Annotated in this window: 18 protein-coding genes; 13 read left to right on the top strand and 5 right to left on the bottom strand. The window is 67.0% G+C overall.

Annotated elements, in window-relative coordinates; all coding sequences use genetic code 11:
- The first annotated feature begins 83 nt into the window (after positions 1-83).
- From ribE to CAG41_RS13250, 8 genes are all read left to right on the top strand, one after another.
- Positions 84-560, top strand: a complete 477-nt coding sequence (gene ribE, locus CAG41_RS13215) for a 6,7-dimethyl-8-ribityllumazine synthase (RefSeq protein WP_003228649.1) — start codon at positions 84-86, stop codon at positions 558-560.
- Positions 557-1,057: a transcription antitermination factor NusB gene (nusB, locus tag CAG41_RS13220; RefSeq protein WP_085585888.1), complete on the top strand. Its 501-nt coding sequence runs from the start codon at positions 557-559 to the stop codon at positions 1,055-1,057. The genes ribE and nusB overlap by 4 nt, the downstream gene beginning before the upstream one ends.
- Positions 1,058-1,074: 17 nt before the next feature.
- Positions 1,075-2,040 carry a thiamine-phosphate kinase gene (gene thiL / locus CAG41_RS13225; protein ID WP_085633563.1) on the top strand — a complete coding sequence of 322 codons (966 nt, stop codon included), beginning with the start codon at positions 1,075-1,077 and terminating at the stop codon, positions 2,038-2,040.
- Positions 2,037-2,540, top strand: a complete 504-nt coding sequence (locus tag CAG41_RS13230; RefSeq protein WP_085585892.1) for a phosphatidylglycerophosphatase A — start codon at positions 2,037-2,039, stop codon at positions 2,538-2,540. The genes thiL and CAG41_RS13230 overlap by 4 nt, the downstream gene beginning before the upstream one ends.
- Positions 2,541-2,568: 28 nt before the next feature.
- Positions 2,569-3,315, top strand: a complete 747-nt coding sequence (locus tag CAG41_RS13235) for an ABC transporter substrate-binding protein (protein WP_085638965.1) — start codon at positions 2,569-2,571, stop codon at positions 3,313-3,315.
- Positions 3,316-3,456: 141 nt separating this feature from the next.
- Positions 3,457-4,074, top strand: coding sequence for a GTP cyclohydrolase II (gene ribA, locus CAG41_RS13240; protein ID WP_085585896.1), 618 nt, complete (start codon positions 3,457-3,459; stop codon positions 4,072-4,074).
- Complete coding sequence (locus CAG41_RS13245) at positions 4,071-4,490, top strand: MFS transporter (RefSeq protein WP_085633564.1); 420 nt, start codon at positions 4,071-4,073, stop codon at positions 4,488-4,490. The genes ribA and CAG41_RS13245 overlap by 4 nt, the downstream gene beginning before the upstream one ends.
- Positions 4,490-5,290: a cobalamin-binding protein gene (locus tag CAG41_RS13250; RefSeq protein ID WP_085694682.1), complete on the top strand. Its 801-nt coding sequence runs from the start codon at positions 4,490-4,492 to the stop codon at positions 5,288-5,290. The genes CAG41_RS13245 and CAG41_RS13250 overlap by 1 nt, the downstream gene beginning before the upstream one ends.
- 154 nt (positions 5,291-5,444) lie before the next feature.
- Here CAG41_RS13250 and CAG41_RS13255 read toward each other — a convergent pair whose 3' ends face one another.
- From CAG41_RS13255 to CAG41_RS13270, 4 genes are all read right to left on the bottom strand, one after another.
- Positions 5,445-7,328 carry a TonB-dependent receptor domain-containing protein gene (locus CAG41_RS13255; RefSeq protein ID WP_085707082.1) on the bottom strand — a complete coding sequence of 628 codons (1,884 nt, stop codon included), beginning with the start codon at positions 7,326-7,328 and terminating at the stop codon, positions 5,445-5,447.
- Between the two features lie 144 nt (positions 7,329-7,472).
- Complete coding sequence (gene dxs / locus CAG41_RS13260; RefSeq protein WP_085585904.1) at positions 7,473-9,371, bottom strand: 1-deoxy-D-xylulose-5-phosphate synthase; 1,899 nt, start codon at positions 9,369-9,371, stop codon at positions 7,473-7,475.
- Between the two features lie 91 nt (positions 9,372-9,462).
- The gene (ispA, locus tag CAG41_RS13265) at positions 9,463-10,350 is read right to left on the bottom strand and encodes a (2E,6E)-farnesyl diphosphate synthase (RefSeq protein WP_085656265.1); all 888 of its coding nucleotides are present in this window, start codon (positions 10,348-10,350) and stop codon (positions 9,463-9,465) included.
- A complete protein-coding gene (locus CAG41_RS13270) occupies positions 10,347-10,589 on the bottom strand; it encodes an exodeoxyribonuclease VII small subunit (protein ID WP_085585908.1) in 243 nt (80 codons plus the stop codon). Before CAG41_RS13270 ends, ispA begins: the two co-directional genes overlap by 4 nt.
- 467 nt (positions 10,590-11,056) lie before the next feature.
- Here CAG41_RS13270 and CAG41_RS13275 point away from each other — a divergent pair, with 467 nt between their 5' ends.
- From CAG41_RS13275 to CAG41_RS13290, 4 genes are read left to right on the top strand one after another with little or no spacing between them, the layout of a single operon-like run.
- The gene (locus CAG41_RS13275; RefSeq protein ID WP_085585910.1) at positions 11,057-11,848 is read left to right on the top strand and encodes a YfaP family protein; all 792 of its coding nucleotides are present in this window, start codon (positions 11,057-11,059) and stop codon (positions 11,846-11,848) included.
- A gap of 37 nt (positions 11,849-11,885) precedes the next feature.
- Positions 11,886-13,592: a DUF2138 domain-containing protein gene (locus CAG41_RS13280; RefSeq protein WP_085585912.1), complete on the top strand. Its 1,707-nt coding sequence runs from the start codon at positions 11,886-11,888 to the stop codon at positions 13,590-13,592.
- The gene (locus CAG41_RS13285; RefSeq protein ID WP_371856128.1) at positions 13,562-14,227 is read left to right on the top strand and encodes a DUF1175 domain-containing protein; all 666 of its coding nucleotides are present in this window, start codon (positions 13,562-13,564) and stop codon (positions 14,225-14,227) included. Before CAG41_RS13280 ends, CAG41_RS13285 begins: the two co-directional genes overlap by 31 nt.
- Positions 14,224-18,798, top strand: a complete 4,575-nt coding sequence (locus CAG41_RS13290; RefSeq protein ID WP_085707083.1) for an alpha-2-macroglobulin — start codon at positions 14,224-14,226, stop codon at positions 18,796-18,798. Before CAG41_RS13285 ends, CAG41_RS13290 begins: the two co-directional genes overlap by 4 nt.
- Here CAG41_RS13290 and CAG41_RS29165 read toward each other — a convergent pair.
- A complete protein-coding gene (locus tag CAG41_RS29165; RefSeq protein WP_371917479.1) occupies positions 18,791-19,096 on the bottom strand; it encodes a hypothetical protein in 306 nt (101 codons plus the stop codon). The genes CAG41_RS13290 and CAG41_RS29165 overlap by 8 nt on opposite strands.
- Here CAG41_RS29165 and CAG41_RS13295 point away from each other — a divergent pair.
- Positions 18,995-20,419, top strand: coding sequence for a DUF2300 domain-containing protein (locus CAG41_RS13295; protein WP_371917480.1), 1,425 nt, complete (start codon positions 18,995-18,997; stop codon positions 20,417-20,419). The two genes, CAG41_RS29165 and CAG41_RS13295, sit on opposite strands and share 102 nt — an antisense overlap.
- The last annotated feature ends 3 nt before the right edge of the window (positions 20,420-20,422 follow it).

Consider the following 20,422-nt stretch of genomic DNA (forward strand, 5'->3'; position numbering starts at 1 on the left):
TGTTTCCGGCCCTTGATTCGCGGTTCAAATATCCCTGAGGGGCGCGTAACAGACGCGTCCCGGCTCTTTAAGAGATCTGACGAATGACCCTGAAGACCATCGAAGGTACTTTCATCGCTCCAAAAGGCCGCTACGCTTTGGTAGTGGGCCGTTTCAACAGCTTCGTGGTTGAAAGCCTGGTCAGCGGCGCAGTCGATGCCCTGGTTCGCCACGGCGTGAGCGAAAGCGACATCACCATCATCCGCGCACCGGGCGCCTTCGAAATTCCGCTGGTCGCGCAGAAAGTCGCCCAGAAAGGCGAATTCGCAGCGATCATCGCGCTGGGCGCGGTCATTCGTGGCGGCACCCCGCACTTCGAATACGTGGCCGGCGAATGCACCAAGGGCCTGGCCCAGGTCTCCATGGAGTTCGGCGTACCGGTCGCCTTCGGCGTGCTGACCGTCGATTCCATCGAGCAAGCCATCGAACGTTCCGGCACCAAGGCCGGCAACAAAGGTGCCGAAGCTGCCCTGTCCGCCCTGGAAATGGTCAGCCTGCTGGCGCAGTTGGAGGCCAAGTGATTAGCGACGACAGCGATCGTTTCAACCCGCGCGATCCCAAACCAGCGAACGCCGGCAAGCCCTCGAAGAGCGCCAAGCGCCGCGAAGCCCGTCAGCTCGCGACGCAGGCGCTGTACCAGTGGCACATGGCCCGGGCTTCGTTGAACGAGATCGAGGCACAGTTTCGGGTCGACAACGATTTCACCGATGTCGACGGCGCGTATTTCCGCGAGATCCTGCACGGGGTTCCGGCCAACCGCACCGAGATCGACAACGCGCTCACGCCTTGCCTGGACCTGGCCATCGAAGAGCTGGATCCGGTCGAGCTGGCGGTGCTGCGCCTGTCCACCTGGGAGCTGCTCAAGCGCGTCGACGTGCCTTACCGCGTGGTGATCAACGAAGGCATCGAACTGGCGAAGGTCTTCGGTTCGACCGACGGTCACAAGTTCGTCAACGGCGTGCTGGACAAACTGGCCCCGCGCCTGCGTGAAGCTGAAGTGAAGGCGTTCAAGCGCTGACCGGCGCTTGAGACCTCATGGGCGAGTTTGAGCTGATCCGCAACTTCTTCGCCGCCGCGCCCTGTGCGCAGGGCGGCGAGGGCGTTGCCCTGGGGATCGGCGACGACTGCGCCTTGCTGGCGGTTCCTTCCGGGGAACAGCTGGCGGTTTCCACCGATACGCTGGTGGCCGGCGTGCATTTCGCCGACCCCTGCGATCCGTTCCTGCTCGGTCAGCGTTCGCTGGCCGTGGCGGTCAGCGACCTCGCTGCCATGGGTGCCACGCCCGTTGCCTTTACCCTTGCCCTGACCCTGCCTTCGGTGACCGCCGACTGGCTGCAGGCCTATGCCCGCGGCTTGAGCCAGATGGCCCAGGGCTGCGGCGTGGCGCTGGTGGGCGGGGACACCACCCGTGGGCCGCTGAGCCTGACCATGACCGTGTTCGGCCGCGTGCCGGCGGGCCAGGCCCTGACCCGCAGCGGCGCGCGCCCAGGCGACCTGCTGTGCGTCGGCGGCGAGCTGGGCAATGCCGCCGGTGCCTTGCCGCTGGTGCTGGGGCAGCGCGAGGCGGCGGCCGATGTCGCAGGACCGCTGCTGGCGCACTACTGGTCGCCGCAGCCGCAACTGGCCTTGGGCCAGGCGCTGCGCGGCAAGGCCACGGCGGCGCTGGACATCTCCGACGGCTTGCTCGCCGACTGCGGGCACATCGCCCTGGCGTCGAACGTGCGGCTGGAGGTGGAGCGCGAGCGGGTGCCGCTGTCGGACGCACTGGTGGCGTTCCTCGGCCAACCGGGCGCCGAGCGTGCGGCCCTGAGCGGCGGCGACGACTACGTGCTGGCCTTCACCTTGCCGTCCGTCGAATTGCCGGCGCTGCTGGCCGACGGGTGGCCGGTGCATGTGATCGGCCGCGTGGCGCAGGGGCAGGGCGTGGCGCTGCTCGACCGCGACGGACGCGACATCACCCCGCAGATCCGGGGTTATCAACATTTTCAGGAGTCACCGTGACAGATCACCCGAAACAGGTTCCGGCCGAATGCGTTCCGCCGTCGGTCTGGCGCAATCCGTGGCATTTCCTGGCCTTCGGATTCGGTTCCGGCACCTTGCCCAAGGCGCCGGGCACCTGGGGCTCGCTGGTTGCGCTACCCTTTATTCCGTTGTGGCAGATGTTGCCCGACTGGGGTTACTGGCTGATGCTGGGCATCACCATGCTGTTCGGCTTCTGGCTGTGCGGCAAGGTGGCCGACGACCTGCGGGTGCATGACCACGAAGGCATCGTCTGGGACGAGATGGTCGGGATGTGGATCACCCTGTGGCTGGTGCCGGAAGGCTGGTACTGGCTGCTGGCCGGGTTTGTGGTGTTCCGCTTCTTCGACATACTCAAGCCGTGGCCGATCCGCTGGGTGGACCGGCATGTGCACGGCGGCGTCGGGATCATGCTCGACGACGTGCTGGCCGGCGTGTTCGCTTGGCTTGCGATGCAGGGACTGGTGTGGATTTTCGCCTGAGCGCTCAGGCGTGCACGGGGGACTAAGGATGGCTCGACGCTGGTTGGCGCTGTTGGTTGTTGTCTGGCTCGGTTTCGGGGGCGCTTGCCTGGCCCGGGCCGAGGATGCACCGCCTGCGGTCATTCACCTGGCCAGCGAGGAATGGGAAGACTACACCGCCGCCGACGGCCACGGTCTGGCCTGGGACGTGCTGCGGCTGGTGTTCGAGCCGGCCGGCGTGACGCTGGACATCCGCACCGTGCCGTACACCCGTTCGGTGGGGCTGGTGCAGCTCAAGGAGGTCGACGCCCTGGTCGGCTCCTACCGCGATGAAGCCGAGCAGGTGCTGTACCCGCGCTGGAACTTCGACTCCGACCACATCTACGCCCTGGGGCTGGCAAGCAATCCGGCGCCGACCCAGGCCTCCCTGGGCAAGTACCGCCTGGCCTGGGTGCGGGGCTACCGCTACGAGAACTACCTGCCCAACATCAAGCGCTACAACCAGATCGAGCGGCGCACGGGGATCCTGTCGATGCTCAAGCAGGGTCGGGTGGATTTCTACATCGATGCGTTGACCGAGATCGAAGCGGTGCTCAAGGACGCCGACGATCCGGCGCAGTACCGCTATTCGCATCTGGCGGAGCTGCCGCTGTACCTGGGGTTCGCCGACACACCCCAGGGCCGCGCCCTGATGGCGCTGTATGACCGGCGCATGGAGCAGTTGGTCAAGACGGGCGAGCTCAAGGCGGTCTTCGAGCGCTGGAAACAGCCGTATCCGTTCGATCCGAACGGCTGACGTGCCCGCCCTCGCCATGACCATCCTCGCATCAAACTTTTTGATGAATATGGCCGACAATTCAGCCTAAGCGTCTGTCGGAACCTGCTGTTACAATGCCGCCCAGCGAATCTTCAGACTTTTCAGATCAGGAGCACACCGGTGCCTGTCGTTTTTGTCGCCGCTTCCAAGCTGCCAACGCCTTTTGCGCAATTCACCATGCACGGTTTTCTCGATGAAGCCACCGGCCGCGAGCACGTCGTGCTGAGCCTGGGCGAGATCGCGGACGGTGCCCCGGTGCTGGGCCGGCTGCATTCCGAATGCCTGACCGGCGATGCCTTGTTCAGCCAGCGCTGCGACTGCGGTTCGCAACTGGAAGCCGCCCTGCGCGCCATCGCCCGCGAAGGCCGTGGCGTGCTGCTGTACCTGCGCCAGGAAGGCCGCGGCATCGGTCTCTTGAACAAGATCCGCGCCTACGAACTGCAGGACGGCGGCGCCGACACCGTCGAGGCCAACGAGCGCCTTGGCTTCGCCGCCGACCAGCGCGACTACGCCATGTGCCTGCCGATGCTGGAGCACCTGGGCGTCAAGTCGCTGCGCCTGATGACCAACAACCCGCGCAAGGTCAAGGCGCTGACCGACATGGGCATCGTCGTCGCCGAGCGCGTGCCGCTGCACACCGGCCACAACCCGCACAACAAACTCTACCTGGCGACCAAGGCCAGCAAGCTCGACCACATGATGGGCAACGAGCACCAGGGCGAGGTCGACCGGGCGTGACCCGCGGTCAGGTGCGTCGCCGCCTGTCGGTGGCCTGGTGGAAATACCTGGCGCTGGCGCTGCTGCCGCTGTTCGTGATCAACGGCGTGTTCGGCCAGGGCGAGGCGGTCTTGCCGGTGCTGGCGATGCCGCTGTTCATCGCCGGCGTGGCGTCGATGTTCGTCAGCCTGAAGTTCTTCGGCCGCTACAAGCATGCGTTGATCGCCACCCAGAAATCCCTCGACACCCCCGAAGAGCCCGGCGCGTGGATCGCCTTGGCGGCCCGTCGCCGTACGGCGTTCCTGGCGGCGGCGTTGCCGGCCTGGATCGGCGCGCTGGCGGTGTTCGTCGGCCTCGAAGCCGTGCCGCTGATGCTGCTGGCGCTGTCCACGGCCGTGCTGTTCTACCTCTACCGCATTCCGCGTCAGCTCGGTTGATGCGGCGCCTCTGGCTGGCGGTTCTGCTGCTGGCCGCCAGCGGCGGGGCCCTGGCCGACCTGCGGGTGGTCAGCCTCGCGCCTTCCCTGTCGGAAATCGTCGTTGAACTGGATTCGGCCGACCTGCTGGTGGGCGTTCTGGATGCCGGCGAGCGGCCGGACGCGCTCAAGCAAGTGCCTTCGGTGGGGCGCTACGGGCAGCTCGACATGGAGCGCTTGCTCAGCCTCCAGCCCGATTTGCTGCTGCTCTGGCCCGGCAGCGTCGGCCCGGCCCAGCGCGAGCAGCTCAAACGGCTGAACATCCCGACCTTCGTGGCCGAACCCCACAGCCTTGACCAACTGCTCGAACAGATCGATGCCATCGCCCGGCGGCTTGGCCGGCCTGAGCGCGGGATCGAACGGGTGGCGGCATTGCGCAAAGACCTTGAAGCGCTCCGCACGCGCTATCGCCGGGAAAGCCCTCTGCGGGTGTTCTACCAGGTCTGGGACAAGCCGCTGTACACCGTCGGCGGCGGGCAGATCATCAGCGATGCGCTGGCGGTGTGCGGTGCCCGCAACGTGTTCGCCGACCTGAGTTTGCCGGCGCCGCAGGTCAGCGTCGAGGCGGTGCTGCAGCGCGATCCCGAAGTGATCCTGGCCGGCGAGCAGACGCAGCTCGATGCCTGGAAAGCCTGGCCGCAGGTGGCGGCGGTGCGTCAGGGGCAATTGCTGCGGGTGAGCGACAAGGGCCTTGAGCGGCCGAGCGGGCAGATGATCGAAGCGACCGCCAAGCTCTGCCGGTTGATTGCGCCCGGGCGTTGAGGTTTTTGCGTAGCGGTGCCCTGGGTGGAGCCATCGCCAGCAGGCTGGCTCCCACAGGGGATCTCGGATGTACGCAGAATCTGCGGTCACCGCGAAAACGGTGGGAGCCAGCCTGCTGGCGATAGCGGCAGTCAAAAACCCGCCGCAGTTCCGCTCAGAGCTGCGGCGTCCAGGTCACTGCGAACATCCACGCCCGGCCTTCCTCGCGGTAGCCGTACTGGCTGCTGCCGTGGCTGTACAGCACCCGGCTGTAGTCCTTGTCCAGCAGGTTGTCGACCTTGAGGTCCAGCTTGATCTCCCGGCTCAGCGCCCAGCTGCTGCGCAGCCCGAGCAGGCCATAGCCGCCCAGGGCATGCTGGTTGTTCAGGTCGTCGTAGCTGCCGCTGACCGCCTGCCAGGAGGCGCCGAGGCCGAGTCGGTCGAATTGCCGATCCAGGTCCCAGCTCAGCGTGCGGCGGGCGCGGCGGGCCAGGGTGTGGCCGCTGTCGCGGTCGCGCGGGTCGATGACCGCCACGCCGAGGTTGCTCTGCCAGCCGTACAGTTCCTGTTTCAGCGCCGCTTCGAAGCCGTTGATCCGCGCCGAGGCGACGTTCTGCGGCCGTGAGTTGCTGCCGGAAATGATCGCGTCCTCAAGGTCGGTGCGGTACAGTGACGCTTCGAGGCGGCTGCTGTCGCTCAACTGGCTGCGCCATTGCAGCTCGTAGCTTTTCGAGGTTTCCGGTTTCAGGTCCGGGTTGCTGAAGCCCGGGTAGTACAGGTCGTTGAAGGTCGGGGCGCGGAAGCCTTCGCTGTAGCTCAGCAACAGGTCGTTGTCCGGGTTCACCGGCACGGTGAGGGTGCCGCTCCAGCTGTTCTGGCCGCCGAACTGCTGGTTCTGGTCGCGGCGCAGGCCCAGTTCGGTGGAGAAGCTGTCGGCCTGGTAGCGGTGCTGGATGAAGGCGGCGCGGTTCCAGCGGCTGTCCTCGTCGAACGAGGTGCTGCTGTTGACCCGGTCTTCGTACCAGTCGCCGCCCAGGATCAGGCTGTTGCGGGCGTCGAGTGTCAGGTCGTTCTGCCAGTTCACCGAATCGCGGTAGGTGTTGAACACCGAGCGTTCGTCGCTGAGCTTGTCGAGGGTCTTGTCGCGGTTTTCGCTGTGGCCCAGCTCCAGGCGGGACTTCCAGCGCTCATTGAGCCGCGCGTCCACGTAACCGCTGAAACTGCTGACGGCGAAGTCGCTGTAGGGCTGCTGCTGATAGCTGGTGTCTGTCTGGAAGTCGTAGCGGCCGAACGGGCTGTCGAATTCGTTCTTGCCGCGGTTGTCCAGCAGGTTGGCGCCCACTTCGACGTCGTCGCTCAGGGCGTGGCTCAGGCTCAGGCTGAGGGACTGGTTGCGGTAGGCGTCGTGGTCGCTGTCGCTTGAGTACGACTCATGGGTGCGGTCGATGCCGGCAGTCTCGTCCAGGCTCGCGCCGAGGTTGAAGCGGGTTTTCTCATCGCCGCCGGACAGGCCGAGGCTGCGCTCCCAGGTCTGATTGCTGCCGAAACCGACATGCATCCGCGGCTGCAAGCCTGGCTCGGCGCCGCGCCGGGTGAAGATCTGGATCACCCCGCCGATCGCATCGCTGCCGTAGATCACCGAGCGGGAGCCGCGCAGCACTTCCACCCGCTCGATCTGTTCGATGTTCAGGTGCTGCAGGTTGCTGTCACCGGAGGTGGCGTTGCCGATGCGCTGGCCGTCCACCAGCACCAGGCTCTGGGCCGATTGGGTGCCGCGGATGTAGATCCCCGGCTGGCTGCCGCGCCCGCCTGACTGCGTAACCTGCACGCCCGGCACCCGTTGCAGCAGGTCGGTGACGCTCTGCGGCTGCAGGCGCTCGATGTCGTCGCGGGTGAACACGGTGTTGGCGGCGCTGCTGTCGTTGCGCGCCTCGACCTGGCGGTTGGCGCTGATCAGCACGTCCGGCAGCTTCAGGGCTTCGTCGCGTTCGAAGGCGTCGGCGAATGCCGGGCTGGCGGGGAGCAGGAGGAGGGGCAGGGCGAGGCGCGAAAACTTCATGGGCAGTCCATTGGAGACAACATTTATGACACCGCAAAACACTGTGGGAGCGGGCTTGCCCGCGAAGGCGTCGGCACATTCAACGCAGATGTTGGATGTGCCGGCCTCTTCGCGGGCAAGCCCGCTCCCACAGGGAGGGTGTGTTCAGCGGTCGAGCAGTTGCAGGCGCTCGCGCACCGCCGCTTCGATCCCGGCCTCGTCCAGCCCGCACTCGGCGAGCATCTGCGCCGGTTTGGCGTGTTCGACGTAGATGTCCGGCAGGCCCAGGTGCAGGATCGACCTGAGCACGTTCTCGCGGGCGAGGAACTCGCTGACTGCGCTGCCGGCGCCGCCCATCACCGAGTTCTCCTCGATGGTCACCAGCAGGTCGTGGTTGGCGGCGGCTTCGCGCACCAGCGCTTCGTCCAGCGGTTTGACGAAGCGCATGTCGATGACCGTGGCGTCCAGTTTCTCGGCGACGTTCAGCGCCTCGGCCAGTTGCACGCCGAACACCAGCAGGGCGACCTTGCTGCCCTCGCGGCGCACCACGCCCTTGCCGATCTCGATCGGTTCCAGGCTCTTCTCGATGGTGGCGTTCGGGCCGGTGCCGCGCGGGTAGCGCACCGCCGCCGGGCCGTTGTACAGGTGGCCGGTGCTGAGCATCTTGCGCAGTTCGTTCTCGTCGCTCGGGGTCATGATGACCATGCCCGGGATGCAGCGCAGGTACGACAGGTCGAAGCTGCCGGCGTGGGTCGGGCCGTCTTCGCCCACCAGGCCCGCGCGGTCGATGGCGAACAGCACGTCAAGGTTCTGCACCGCGACGTCGTGGACCAGTTGGTCGTAGCCGCGCTGCAGGAACGTCGAGTAGATCGCCACCACCGGTTTGGCGCCTTCGCAGGCCATGCCGGCGGCGAGGGTCACGGCGTGCTGTTCGGCGATCGCCACGTCGAAGTAGCGCAGCGGGAAGCGTTCGCTGAACGCCACCAGGTCCGAGCCTTCCTTCATCGCCGGGGTGATGCCCACCAGGCGCGGGTCGGCGGCGGCCATGTCGCACAGCCATTCGCCGAACACGCCGGAATACTTCGGCCCGCCGGCCTTCTTCGGCGCAGCGGCCGGGGCGTCCAGCGGTTCGAGCTTGGTGATGGCGTGGTAGCCGATCGGGTCGACCTCCGCCGGAGCGAAGCCCTTGCCCTTCTTGGTGACCACGTGCAGGAACTGCGGGCCCTTCAGGTCGCGCATGTTGCGCAGGGTGGCGATCAGGGTCGGCAGGTCGTGGCCGTCGATCGGGCCGATGTAGTTCCAGCCCAGCTCTTCGAACAGGGTGCCGGGCACCAGCATGCCCTTGGCGTACTCTTCGGTGCGGCGGGCGATCTCCCAGGCGCCGGGCAGGCGCGACAGCACTTTCTTGCTGCCTTCGCGCATGCTCGCGTAGGTGCGGCTGGAGAGGATCTTGGCCAGGTAATTGGACAGGCCGCCGACGTTGCGCGAGATCGACATGTCGTTGTCGTTGAGGATCACCAGCATGTTGGCGTCCACTTCCGGCGCGTGGTTCAGCGCCTCGAACGCCATGCCGGCGGTCAGCGCGCCGTCACCGATCACGGCGATCGCCTTGCGGTCGCTGTTCTGCAGGCGGGCGGCGATGGCCATGCCCAGCGCGGCGCTGATCGAGGTGCTGGAGTGGCCGACGCCGAAGGTGTCGTACTCGCTCTCGGAGCGGCGCGGGAAGGCGGCGATGCCGTCCTTCTGGCGCAGGGTGCCCATGCGCTCGCGGCGGCCGGTGAGGATCTTGTGCGGATACGCCTGATGGCCGACGTCCCACACCAGCCGGTCGTCCGGGGTGTCGAACACGTAATGCAACGCGATGGTCAGCTCGATGACGCCCAGGCCGGCACCGAAATGCCCACCGGTCTGGCCGACCGTGTAGAGCAGTTCCAGGCGCAACTCATCGGCCAGGGTCTCCAGCTCGGCTTCGCCTAACCGGCGCAGGCCGTCCGGCGTGTTCGCGCGGTCGAGCAGGGGCGTGGTCGGGCGCTTGCGGGGAATCTCATGAAACGTCGTGGGCATCAGGCGAATCGTTATAGGTATAAAAGATGCGGCAGTTTACCTGATGCATCGCCCCCTGCCCACGCGTAGGTCCTTTTTGGCGGATCTGCCGTCAGTGGCGGCGCTCGACGATGTACCGGGCCAGGTCGCGCAGCGGCTCGGCGGCCGCGTCAAACGGTCGCAGCGCGTGCAGGGCCTGATCGCGCAGTTCCAGCGCATAGGCCTTGGCCGCGTCGAGGCCGAGCAGGGCCGGGTAGGTCGGCTTGTCGCGGGCGATGTCGGCGCCCTGGCGCTTGCCGAGGGTTTCGGTGTCGCTTTCGACGTCGAGGATGTCGTCCTGCACCTGGAACGCCAGGCCGATGGCCTGTGCATAAGTCTGCAGGGCCTTGAGCTCGTCCTTCTCGGCGCGGCCGCTGGCTAGGGCGCCGAGCCTGACGCTGACCTCGATCAGCGCGCCGGTCTTGTGCCGGTGCATCTGCTCAAGGGCCTTCTGGTCGAGCTTGAGGCCCACCGAGCCGAGGTCGATGGCCTGGCCGCCGACCATGCCGGCGGGACCTGCGGCGTGGGCGAGGGCGGTGACCATCTGCAGGCGGATGTCGGCGCCCAGGTCGCTCAGGCGCGGGTCGAGCAGGGCGCTGAACGCCAGGCTCTGCAGGCCGTCGCCGGCGAGGATCGCGCAGGCTTCGTCGTACTTCTTGTGGGTGGTGGGCTGGCCGCGGCGCAGGTCGTCGTCGTCCATCGCCGGCAAATCGTCGTGCACCAGCGAATAGGCGTGGATCAGCTCCACCGCGCAGGCCGCGCCGTTGGCCTGTTCGGCCTTGCCGCCGAGGGCTTCGCAGGCGGCGTAGGCCAGCAGCGGACGCACGCGCTTGCCGCCGATCATCACGCTGTAGTGCATCGCCTCATACAGGCGCGCCAGCTCCGGCAAAGGCGCCTTGAACAGGATCTCCAGCGCCGTGTTGACCCGTGCCTGGCTGGCGGCCGAATACGCGGCGATCATTCCGGCAAGTCCGCATCGAACGGGGCTTCGGCCAGTTCGCCGTCGCGCTCCAGCAGGATCTGCACCTTCTGCTCGGCCTGGGCCAGCGCCGCCTGGCAGTCGCGGGTCAGGCCGATGCCCTGCTCGAAGGCGGCCAGCGAGTCCTCCAGCGACAGTTCGCCGTTCTCCAGACGCTCCACCAGCGTTTGCAGGTCGGCGAGGGACTGTTCGAAATCCAGTGCAGCTTTTTTGCGGGCCATGGCGGCGGTTTCCGGTAGACGTTAAACCGGCGCGACACTAGCAGATAGGGGGGGCAGGGGCAAATGAGCGGGGCGTTCCCCATGGCGAGGGCGCGTGTTCCCGCCGGGCTGCGCAGCTGTCCCGGGCGTGGCCGAATTCAGGGCCGGATTCTGGGGTTCGGGGTCGATTCGCAACCTGATGGGAGCGAGCTCTCTTGCTGCGAATTGATGTGCTTTGGCTGGGCAAATGTTTATTCGGCTCATTTCGTGAGCCGAATAAGTCCGCTATTCGGCTCACGCACCGTAAATGTGCGTGATTCTTGCCGCAAATCCAGATGTGTCCGATTGTTAAACAACGGCCGAATCGTTAATCTTCGCGCCTTCTACGTCCCCGTTTTCAGGGGCTTTCAGACGAAACGCAGTACGCGCCACTGTGAAGCGCCGAGGATCGGGCGCAAGGTTTCGTCAGGCATGGCAGGAGGCATCACGTGCGTTCGTTTCTTTTGCTGCTGATCGGGTTGGTCTGCGCGCCCGCGCTGCTGGCTGCGCCGAGCGCCGAGCTGTCGGAGCCCCAGGGCGGCTGGCGCTACCACGGCCTGCTCGACCGCACGGAAAACCCCCAGGTGGCTTACCCCACGCCGCCCATCGACCGCGGCATCCAGCGCAACCGCACGATGATCCAGGGCCAGCTCAAGGCCCTCGGCCACCAGCGCGGGCCGCATACCCTGGCGGTGAACGGCAATCCGCTGAACCTGTACACCGACGATGACGGGCGTTTCGCCAGGCCCTACGCCTTCGGCGCCGGCTCCAACAGCGTCGAGGTGCGCAGCGCCGAAGGGCAGTCGCTCAAGCGCGTCCAGTTCTATGAGGCCAACGACCTGCGCACGCCGGCGCGGATCCGCGTGGTGCTGGGCTGGGACGACCCCAAGGCCGAGCTCGACCTGCACATCGTCACGCCGGACGGCCAGCATGCCTTCTGGGCGCGCCCGGCCTTGAGCAACGGCGGCGGCCTGGATCCGGACGGCGTCGACGGCCCGGGCCCGGAAATGTTCACCATGACCGCGCCGCTGCACGGCACCTATCTGGTTTACGTCAACTATTGGGGCAACTTCGGCGACGGCGGCTATAACTTCGAGGAGGCCAGCAACCAGAACGAGGTCATCACCTCGCAAATCACGCTGGTGACCCAGGAAAACACTGTCGACGAAAAACGCGAAACGTTCATCGTGCCCCTGCGGGCGATCGGTGATCTGCTGCTGGTCAAGACTTTCAACTATTAAGCATCCCGTCCACGGATGAATCTCGGGTTTTGTGAACATGAGTGATAACGCTGCTTCTCCGGCCGTCCCGACACCGACCGGCCAACCTTCCCGGCGCTGGCCGCTGCTGCTGGCCGGGCTGTGCCTGGTGGCCGGCGTGGCGGGTGGCCTGGGCTGGCTGCTGCACAAGCCCAAGGCGCCGCCGGCGGAACTGGCGAGCGACAAGCTGGGCATGAGCCGTCCCGACGCGCTGCTGGAGACCCGCTCCCTGAGCCAGTTGCCCAAGGACCTGTTGGCGGTGCCGTTCCTCAAGGCCACGCTCACCGAGGATTTCGTCTTCTATTACGAGAGCCATGCCGACCGCCTCGGCCTGATCGGCAGCCTGCGGCGGATCGTCTACGAACATGACCTGAAGCTGCAGGACAGCCTGATCGAGCAACTGTTCGACCAGCCGGCGGACGTGGCGCTGTGGCGCGGGGCCGACGGCCGGCTCAAGGATTTCCTGCTGGTGATGGACCGCGGCGGCCTGGCCAAGGTGCTGGAGCCGCTGGCGAAAGTGGCGCTGGACGACTCGCAGCTGGGCCAGTTGGGCGAGCTCAAGGTCGGCGGCGACACGGTGCCGCTGTACCAGCTCAGCTACAACGCCGGCAAATCGCTGCTGTTCGCCTCCCATGGCGACAAGCTGGTGGTGCTGTCCAACCCGGCCAAGTACTACGACCCGCAGAGCGGCGCGTCCGAGGAGTCGGGCCACGTGTCGCCCGAAGCGCTCGCGGCGTTGCTGGGCGGCCAGAAGCTGTTCCCCGAGGCCTTCGGCCTGGCGGCCAAGGCGCCGGAGATCAAGCAGCGCCTGTCGGTGAACGCCAGTGTGCTCGCGATGGGCTACCAGCGCTTCATCCCGAACTTCGCCGGCCTGCGCTTCGACATGGACGACAAGGGCTGGCACAGCTTCCTGGCCATGGACGAACTCGACAATCAGCCGGACTTCGACTTCAAGCCGGTGTGGCAGGCCATGCCCTTGGGCGCCAGCGCCTGCGTGACCTTGCCGGTGGCCGCCGAACCGCAGAAGCCGCTGCTGGTGAAGCTGGGCGCCGAAGAGGCCGCCGCACAGAAACTCACCGAACACGTGGCCGGCGCGGCGGGGCTGTGCTGGTACGCCGATTCGCGGTTGTACACGCCGCTGCTGGTGGCCAGCCTGAACGACGGCGACAAGCTCGACGGCGACCTCGGTGCGCTGTTCGGTTCGATGGTCGGTGCCTATGAAGGCAACGTCGACGAACACGCGTTCCCGGTGGTGGAGAAGCAGGAAGGCCAGAGCCACCTGTGGCAGCGGCAGGTCAGCTCGAACTTCGGCCCCTATGCGGCCAAGGACGCCGAGAACCCCGACGCCATCACCGGCCGGGCCTTCATGAAGGTCAGCCTGGCGCGCCACGGCTCGACCCTGTTGTTCTCCCTCGACGACAAACTGGTCGACAAGGCCCTCGGCACCCTCGACAAGCGCTTCCCGCCGATGGCCGACGTGCTGCCCAAGGATGTGCTGATGCCGATCTACTTCGGCCCGGACTCGATCGCCCAACTGATGCAGCAGGAAACCCTCGACAGCCTGCCGCAGGACATGGAGCCGGTGTTCTACAACGCCGCGCAGACCTACCTGATCCCGAAACTGCGCACCCTCGGCGGCTACGGCAAATACGCCCTGACCCTGCCTGAGGGCAGCGAGCCCGACGGCCACTGGCAATGGCTGCCGCTGGAGTGGAAAGCACTGTGACCGGACTGATCCGCCGCCTCGGCCTGCTGGCGCTGCTGTTCTGCGCCGAGGCTGGCGCCATGGAAACCCCTGCGCTCGATCCGCAGCAATCCCAGGTGTTCCGCGCCTGGTTCGTGCGCATCGCCCAGGAACAGCTGAGCCAGGGCCCGAGCCCGCGCTGGTATCAGCAGGACTGCGCAGGGCTGGTGCGTTTCGCCGCCAACGAAGCGCTGAAGGTGCATGACGACAAGTGGCTGCGCAGCAACGGCCTGTCCAACCGCTACCTGCCGCCGGAGCTGGCGCTGAGCGCCGACCAGCGCAAGCTCGCCCAGCAGTGGCAGCAGGGCGGCGGCAAGGTCGGGCCCTACGTCAACGCGATCAAGCTGATCCAGTTCAACAGCCGCCTGGTGGGCCGCGACGTGTCCCAGGCGCGGCCGGGCGACCTGATGTTCTTCGATCAGGGCGACGACCAGCACCTGATGATCTGGATGGGCCGCTACATCGCCTACCACACCGGCACCACCACCCCGACCGACAACGGCATGCGCTCCGCAAGCCTGCAACAACTCATGACATGGAAGGACACCCGATGGATTCCCGACGCAGCCAACCCCAACTTCATCGGCGTCTATCGACTGAACTTTCTCTCCCAATGACCGGTGCCCGCATGCTGCGCATTTGCTCGAAAATCCCTCTGCTGCTGGCGCTGCTGCTGCCATTGGCGACCGTGAACGCCGAAGACACCGTGGCCCCCAGCGGCTACACGCCGGTGGCCGGCGAAAGTTTCTTCCTGCTGGCCGACAGCAGTTTCGCCAGCGACGAACAGGCGATGGTGCGCCTGGAAGCGCCGGGCCGCGATTACCGCAGGTTCCGCATGGAGCCCTACGGCGGCGCCGATATCCGGGTGTACCGGATCGACAAGCCGCTGGACTTCCTCAAGCGCCAGAAAAACCTGCACCGGGTGGTCAGCGACGGCCAGTTCAAGGGTGAGGGCCTGTCCAACACCTTGGCGTACCTGTGGGACAACTGGTACCGCAAGTCCCGTCGGGTGATGCAGCGGGCGTTCTCCTACGAGTCGCGCAAGCAGGTCACCGACGAGGTGCCGGAACTGAAGATGGGCAACGCCATCGCCGCGCCGACGCCGTATGACGCCCAGCCGCAGTTCGCCCTGATCCCGGGCCTGCCGGTGGTCACCCAATTCCGTTATCCGCTGTGGCAGGCCAAGCCGATCCAGCCGCCGGAAGGGGTGAAGCTGGCCGGTTCGTCCAGCGAGTTCGTCAGCGTCGCGCCGGGCAACGTCTACATTCCGCTGGGCCAGCTGAAGCCGGGCCTGTACCTGGTCGAAGCGCTGGTGGGCAAGTACCGGGCGACCACCATGGTGTTCGTCTCCAACACCGTGGCGGTGAGCAAGATCGCCGGCGACGAGTTGCTGGTGTGGGCGGCGCGCAAGCATGAAGGCAGTTCGGTGGCCAAGGCCAACGTGCTGTGGACCGACGGCCTGGGCGTGATGAGCAGCGGCGCCACCGATGCCGATGGGTTGCTGCGTCTGAAGCACGTCAGCCCCGAGCGTTCGTTCGTGATCGGCGAAGACGAAGAGGGCGGGGTGTTCGTCTCCGAGAACTTCTACTACGACAGCGAGATCTACGACACCAAACTCTACGCGTTCACCGACCGGCCGCTGTACCGGCCGGGGGACTGGGTGTCGCTGAAGATCGTCGGCCGCGAGTTCAAGAACGCGCGGGACTCGGTGCCGCCGGGCGCGGCGGACGTCAGCGTCAGCGTGCTCGACGCCACCGGCACCGAGCTGCAGACCCTCGACCTGAAGCTCGATTCGAAGGCCGGCACCCAGGGCCGCTTCCAGTTGCCCGACAACGCCGTGGCCGGCGGTTACGAGCTGCGCTTCAACTACAAGGACCAGGCCTACAGCAGCGCCTTCCGGGTGGCGGAGTACATCAAGCCGCACTTCGAGATCTCGCTGAACCTGGCCAAGCAGGATTACCGCACCGGCGAGCCGGTCAAGGGCAGCCTGGTGCTGCTCTACCCGGACGGCAAACCGGTGGCCAACGCCAAGCTGACCCTGAGCCTGCGGGCCCAGCAGCTGTCGATGGTCGACAACGAGCTGCAATACCTGGGGCAGTTCCCGGTGGAGCTGACCAGCACCGAACTGACCACCGACGGCAAAGGCAACGCGACCCTGGACCTGCCGGCCGCCGACAAGCCGAGCCGCTACATGCTCACCGTGTTCGCCAGCGACGGCGCGGCGTACCGGGTCAAGACCACCAAGGAAATCCTCATCGACCGGGGCGCGGCCAGTTTCCGCCTGAGCGCGCCGCAGCGGTTCAGCGCGGCGGGCGACAAGGTCGCGTTCAGCTACGTCAACGAGGGCGGCAGCGAACCGGCCAAGGCCGTGACGCCGAGCGGCTACAGCTGGGTGCGCCTGGAAGACCAGAGCACCGGCGAAGGCAAGCTGGCGGCCAGCGACAAAGGCTTCAGCCTGGCCTTCGAGCGCCCGGGCACCTACAACCTGACGCTCAAGGATCAGCACGGCCGGGTGCTCGGCGCCACCGGCCATTCGGTGACCGGCGAAGGCGTGAAAGCAGTGCCGGGCACCGTGGAGATCGTCCTCGACAAACCCGAGTACAAGGCCGGCGACGAAGCGCTGGCGCTGATCACCTTCCCGGAACCGGTCAGCGATGCGCTGCTGTCGCTGGAGCGCGACAAGGTCGAGGCCACTGCGCTGCTGGCCAAGGGCGGCGACTGGCTGAAGCTGGAAAAGCTCAGCGACACCCAGTACCGCGCGCGCATCCCGGTGAAGGACACCTTTGCGCCGAACATGACCTTCTCGGCGCTGTACACCAAGGGCGGTCAATACAGCTTCCAGAACGCCGGGATCAAAGTGGCCGCGCCGCAGATCGACGTCGCGATCAGCACCGACAAGCCCGTTTACCTGCCGGGGGACACGGTGACGGTGGACCTGTCCACCCAGTTCGCCGGCAAAGCGGTGCCGGCTCACCTGACGGTCAGCGTCGTCGATGAAATGGTCTACGCGCTGCAGCCGGAGATCGCGCCGACCATCGACCAGTTCTTCTACCACCCGCGCCGCAACAACGTGCGCACCAGCGCCAGCCTGTCGTTCATCAGTTACGACGTGGCGCTGCCGGGCAGCCCCGGCGCACCGGGCAAGGCCAACCGCAGCGAGCGCGGCGTGAAGGTGCTGGAGCGTCCGCGCCGCGAAGACGTCGACACCGCCGCCTGGCAGCCGGAGCTGTTGACCGGCGCCGACGGCAAGGCTCGTTTCACCTTCAAGATGCCGGACTCGCTGACCCGTTGGCGCATCACCGCACGGGTCATCGCCGATGACGGCCTGGTGGGGCAGAAGAAGCAGTTCGTCCGTTCGGAAAAACCGCTGTACCTGAAGTGGAGCGGGCCCAGCACGTTCCGCAAGGGCGACCGGCCGCAACTGGGTGTGTTCGCCTTCAGCCAGGCCGAGAAACCGGTCAAGGCCGAACTGGTGACCCGTTACGCCGGCACTGAGCAGCGCCTACCGGTGACCCTCGACAACGGCATCAACTACCTGCCGCTGCCGGCGTTCGCCCTGGCGTCCGGCGAGTGGACGGCGGAGCTGGTGCAGGACGGCAAGACCGCCGACTCCCTCGCCGTGCGCCTGACCGCGACCGGCGAAGGCTGGCAGGTCACCCAGACCCAGAGCCTGGACGTGGCCGCCGGCGACACGCCGCTGAGCCTGCCGGCGGACGCCACGGATATCCGCCTGCGCCTGGATGACAGCCCGCAAGCGCTGTTCCGCTCGGCCCTCGACGATCTGCTGAGCTACCCGTACGGCGGCGTCGAGCAGACCGCCAGCCGCCTGCTGCCGCTGAGCATCGCCTATCCGTCGCTGGCGTCGAGCCCGCAGATCCGCGACCGCCTGCGCCTGATCATGCAGAACAGCCGCCTGCGCCTGGTGCAGATGGCCGGGCCGTCGGCGAGCTTCACCTGGTGGGGCTTCGACGGCGAGCCGGACGCGTTCCTGACCGCCTACGCCTACTACGCCGACTGGAACGCCAGCCAGGCGCTGGCGCTGACCCTGCCGCCGGAGCACTGGCAGCGGGTGCTGGAGGTCTACGCCAAACAGGCGCCGAACACGCCGCTGCTGCAACGGGCGCTGATCCTGTCGTTCGCCCGGCAGATGCACTTGCCGGTCAACACGCTGCTCAGTGGCCTGATGGAAGACCTGGCCAAGGCCGGCGAAGGCAATGCCGAAACCCTGATGGACGACGGCGAGGACAGCCTGGTGATGGGCGATCCGGATTCGGCGCTGGGGCTGGCGGCGGCACGGGTGCTGACCGCCTCGTTGGCCAAACAGGTGAAAGTCGCGTTGCCTGAAGCGTTCAACCGTCAGGTGGACGCGGCGCAGCAACGGCTGGCGGTGAGTTCGCAGCCGTTCGCCGAAGCCCTGAACCTGTCGCAGCAGGCGTTCGATCAGGCGCGGGCCAAGGCGTTGCTGCAACGCCTGTTGCCGCAGCAATCGACCCTGGAGCGCGCATTGGCACTGACCTGGCTGCAACGCAGCATCGAGCAGGCGTCGCCGACCATCGCGCTGGCGCCGGGCGAAGGCTGGAAGAAACAGTACGGTGCGAGCGGCGAGATGTTCTGGACCTGGCAGGGCGCCGCGCCGGTACCGGCGGTGCTGTCGGTGTCCGGCACGCAGGAGCGTCCGCTGCGTGCGGCGTTGAGCTTCAAGACCGCGCAACCTTCGGTCGAGCCGATGGCCGTGACCGTCACCCGGCGCCTGTCGCGCCTGGTGCCGGGCGACGAAGCGTTCACCTTCAAGCTGGAGCCGGTGGGCACCAAGCCGTTGTCCAGCGACAGCCTGTACCTGGACGAAGTGATCCTCACCGGCAAAGCCGCCCGACCGCTGCGCTACGGCATGCTCGAAGTGCCGCTGCCGCCGGGCGCCGATGTCGAGCGCACCACTTGGGGCATCAAGCTGCAGGGCAAGGACGGCACCGAACCGACCGCCCTGGAGAAGGCCCGCTTCGAACCGGGGCAACTGGCCTACGCGGTGCCGGTGGATGCCTTGAGCGGCGAGCTGCGCCTGCGGCATCTGGTGCGCTTCTCGCAGAAGGGCCAGTTCAACCTGCCGCCGGCGCGTTTCACCCAGGTGTATGCGCCGCAGCATCAGGCCCAGGAAGCGAAAGCGGCCCTGGGTCAGGTTACGGTCAACTGACATGAGCCGGCCGCTGGTCTGGCTGCTGTTGTGTCTGGTTCCTGCGCTGGCGACGGCGCAGGACGAGCCGTTGCGCCTGGCGTACAAGGGCGAGCTGCTGTCGCTGAACCGCACGCAACTGATCAGCCGTGAGCCGTTGCCCGAGACGTTGCAGGCGCCGCTGGGCAGCCTGTGGAAACTGTTCGTCTACGCCTGGCTGGCGGACACCGGCGCCCAGGAGCCGGCCTATGAATGCCGCGGGCAGTCGAAAGAGGAAGTCTACTGCTGCTCCGCCGGCGGCAAGGTCGAGCGCGATCAGGCGTTGGTGAAGTCTTGCGGGCTGTATTTCGAGCCGGCGCGGCTGGGCATTTCCGCTGCCGATTGGCGTAGCTACTGGCAGGCGCGCAACGCACCGGGATGGTTGCTGGACCTGTCGTCGGTACAGCCGGCGCAACGGGTTTCCGTGGCCGAACTGCTGCGGGTGCTGGCCTCCGTTCCCGCCCAGGCGCAGATGCGCCGGGTACTGCTCGATGTGGTGCTGGGCGCGGCGGACGGCAATGCCGTCGGCGAGCTGGGCGCACGCCTGCGGGTGAAGACCTGGAGTTGGCTCGGCGACCAGGACGCCGCGTCGAGGCAGGGCGGGTTCGCCGGTTGGACGGCGGACGGTGCGCCGGTGTGGGCGGGCGGGCGCGGCACCAGCCAAATGGTGTTGCGGCACTACGGGCAGGCGCTGGCTTCGGTGCTGCCGGCTGCGTGGCCGGCGGAGTCCGGGCGTTGCGTCGAAGTGGGGCTGTTCTCGCGCTACCCGCTTGCGCGCGTGATGTCGGCGGGGCACGCTGTGACCTCCGGCCCGCTGGCGGGCGACTACCGCGTCGAGTTCGCCAACGGCAATGCATTGGATATCCACAGCGCCGGCGAACTGTTCCTGCTCAACGACAGGCTGGTGGCGCGGCTGGACCGGGAAGAGTACGTCGCCCGCGTCCTCGACCGCGAAGCCAAGCCCGAGCCCGCCGAAGCCGCCAAGGCCCTGGCCGTGGCGATCCGCACCTACCTGCTGCAGAACGCCGCGCGCAGCGGCGAATGCCTGAGCATCGACGACAGCAGCAACCGCCAGCGGGTGGCGCCGCGTCCGGCGTCCGCCGAGTCACGCGGGATCGCGGCGTGGACGGCGGACCTGGTGCTGGCCGGCAGCACCGTCACCTACCACTCCGACCAGCCGGGCCCGGACAGGCTCGCCTGGCAGCAGGCCGTCGAACAGGCCAACGCGGGCCAGCGCTATGACGCGATCCTGCTGCACGCCTATCCGCGCGCCAGCCTCAGCCGCTGGGACAACCCGGTCGCCTCCTGCGAGGCGCTGCCCGCCGCCCAGGACTGGCTGCAGAAGCAGCGGCGCGGCTGGCGCCCGAGGCTGGAAGGCGAAACCGGCTACAACGAGGTCAGCACCTTTGCGGTCTGCAAGCTCGCGTTCGGACGGCCGTTCGTCGACCGCGAACGCCAGCGCATTTATGTGCGCGGCGTCCTCACCCTGCAGGACCGCCTCGACCTGACCCACGAATACCTGCACCTGGCCTTTGAGGCACACCCCAACGGCCAGGACGAAACCTACATCGAAGGGCTTGCCCGTCACCTTTTGCTGGAATAGACC

Source organism: Pseudomonas sp. B35(2017) (assembly GCF_002113645.1).
GTDB lineage: Bacteria > Pseudomonadota > Gammaproteobacteria > Pseudomonadales > Pseudomonadaceae > Aquipseudomonas > Aquipseudomonas ekonensis.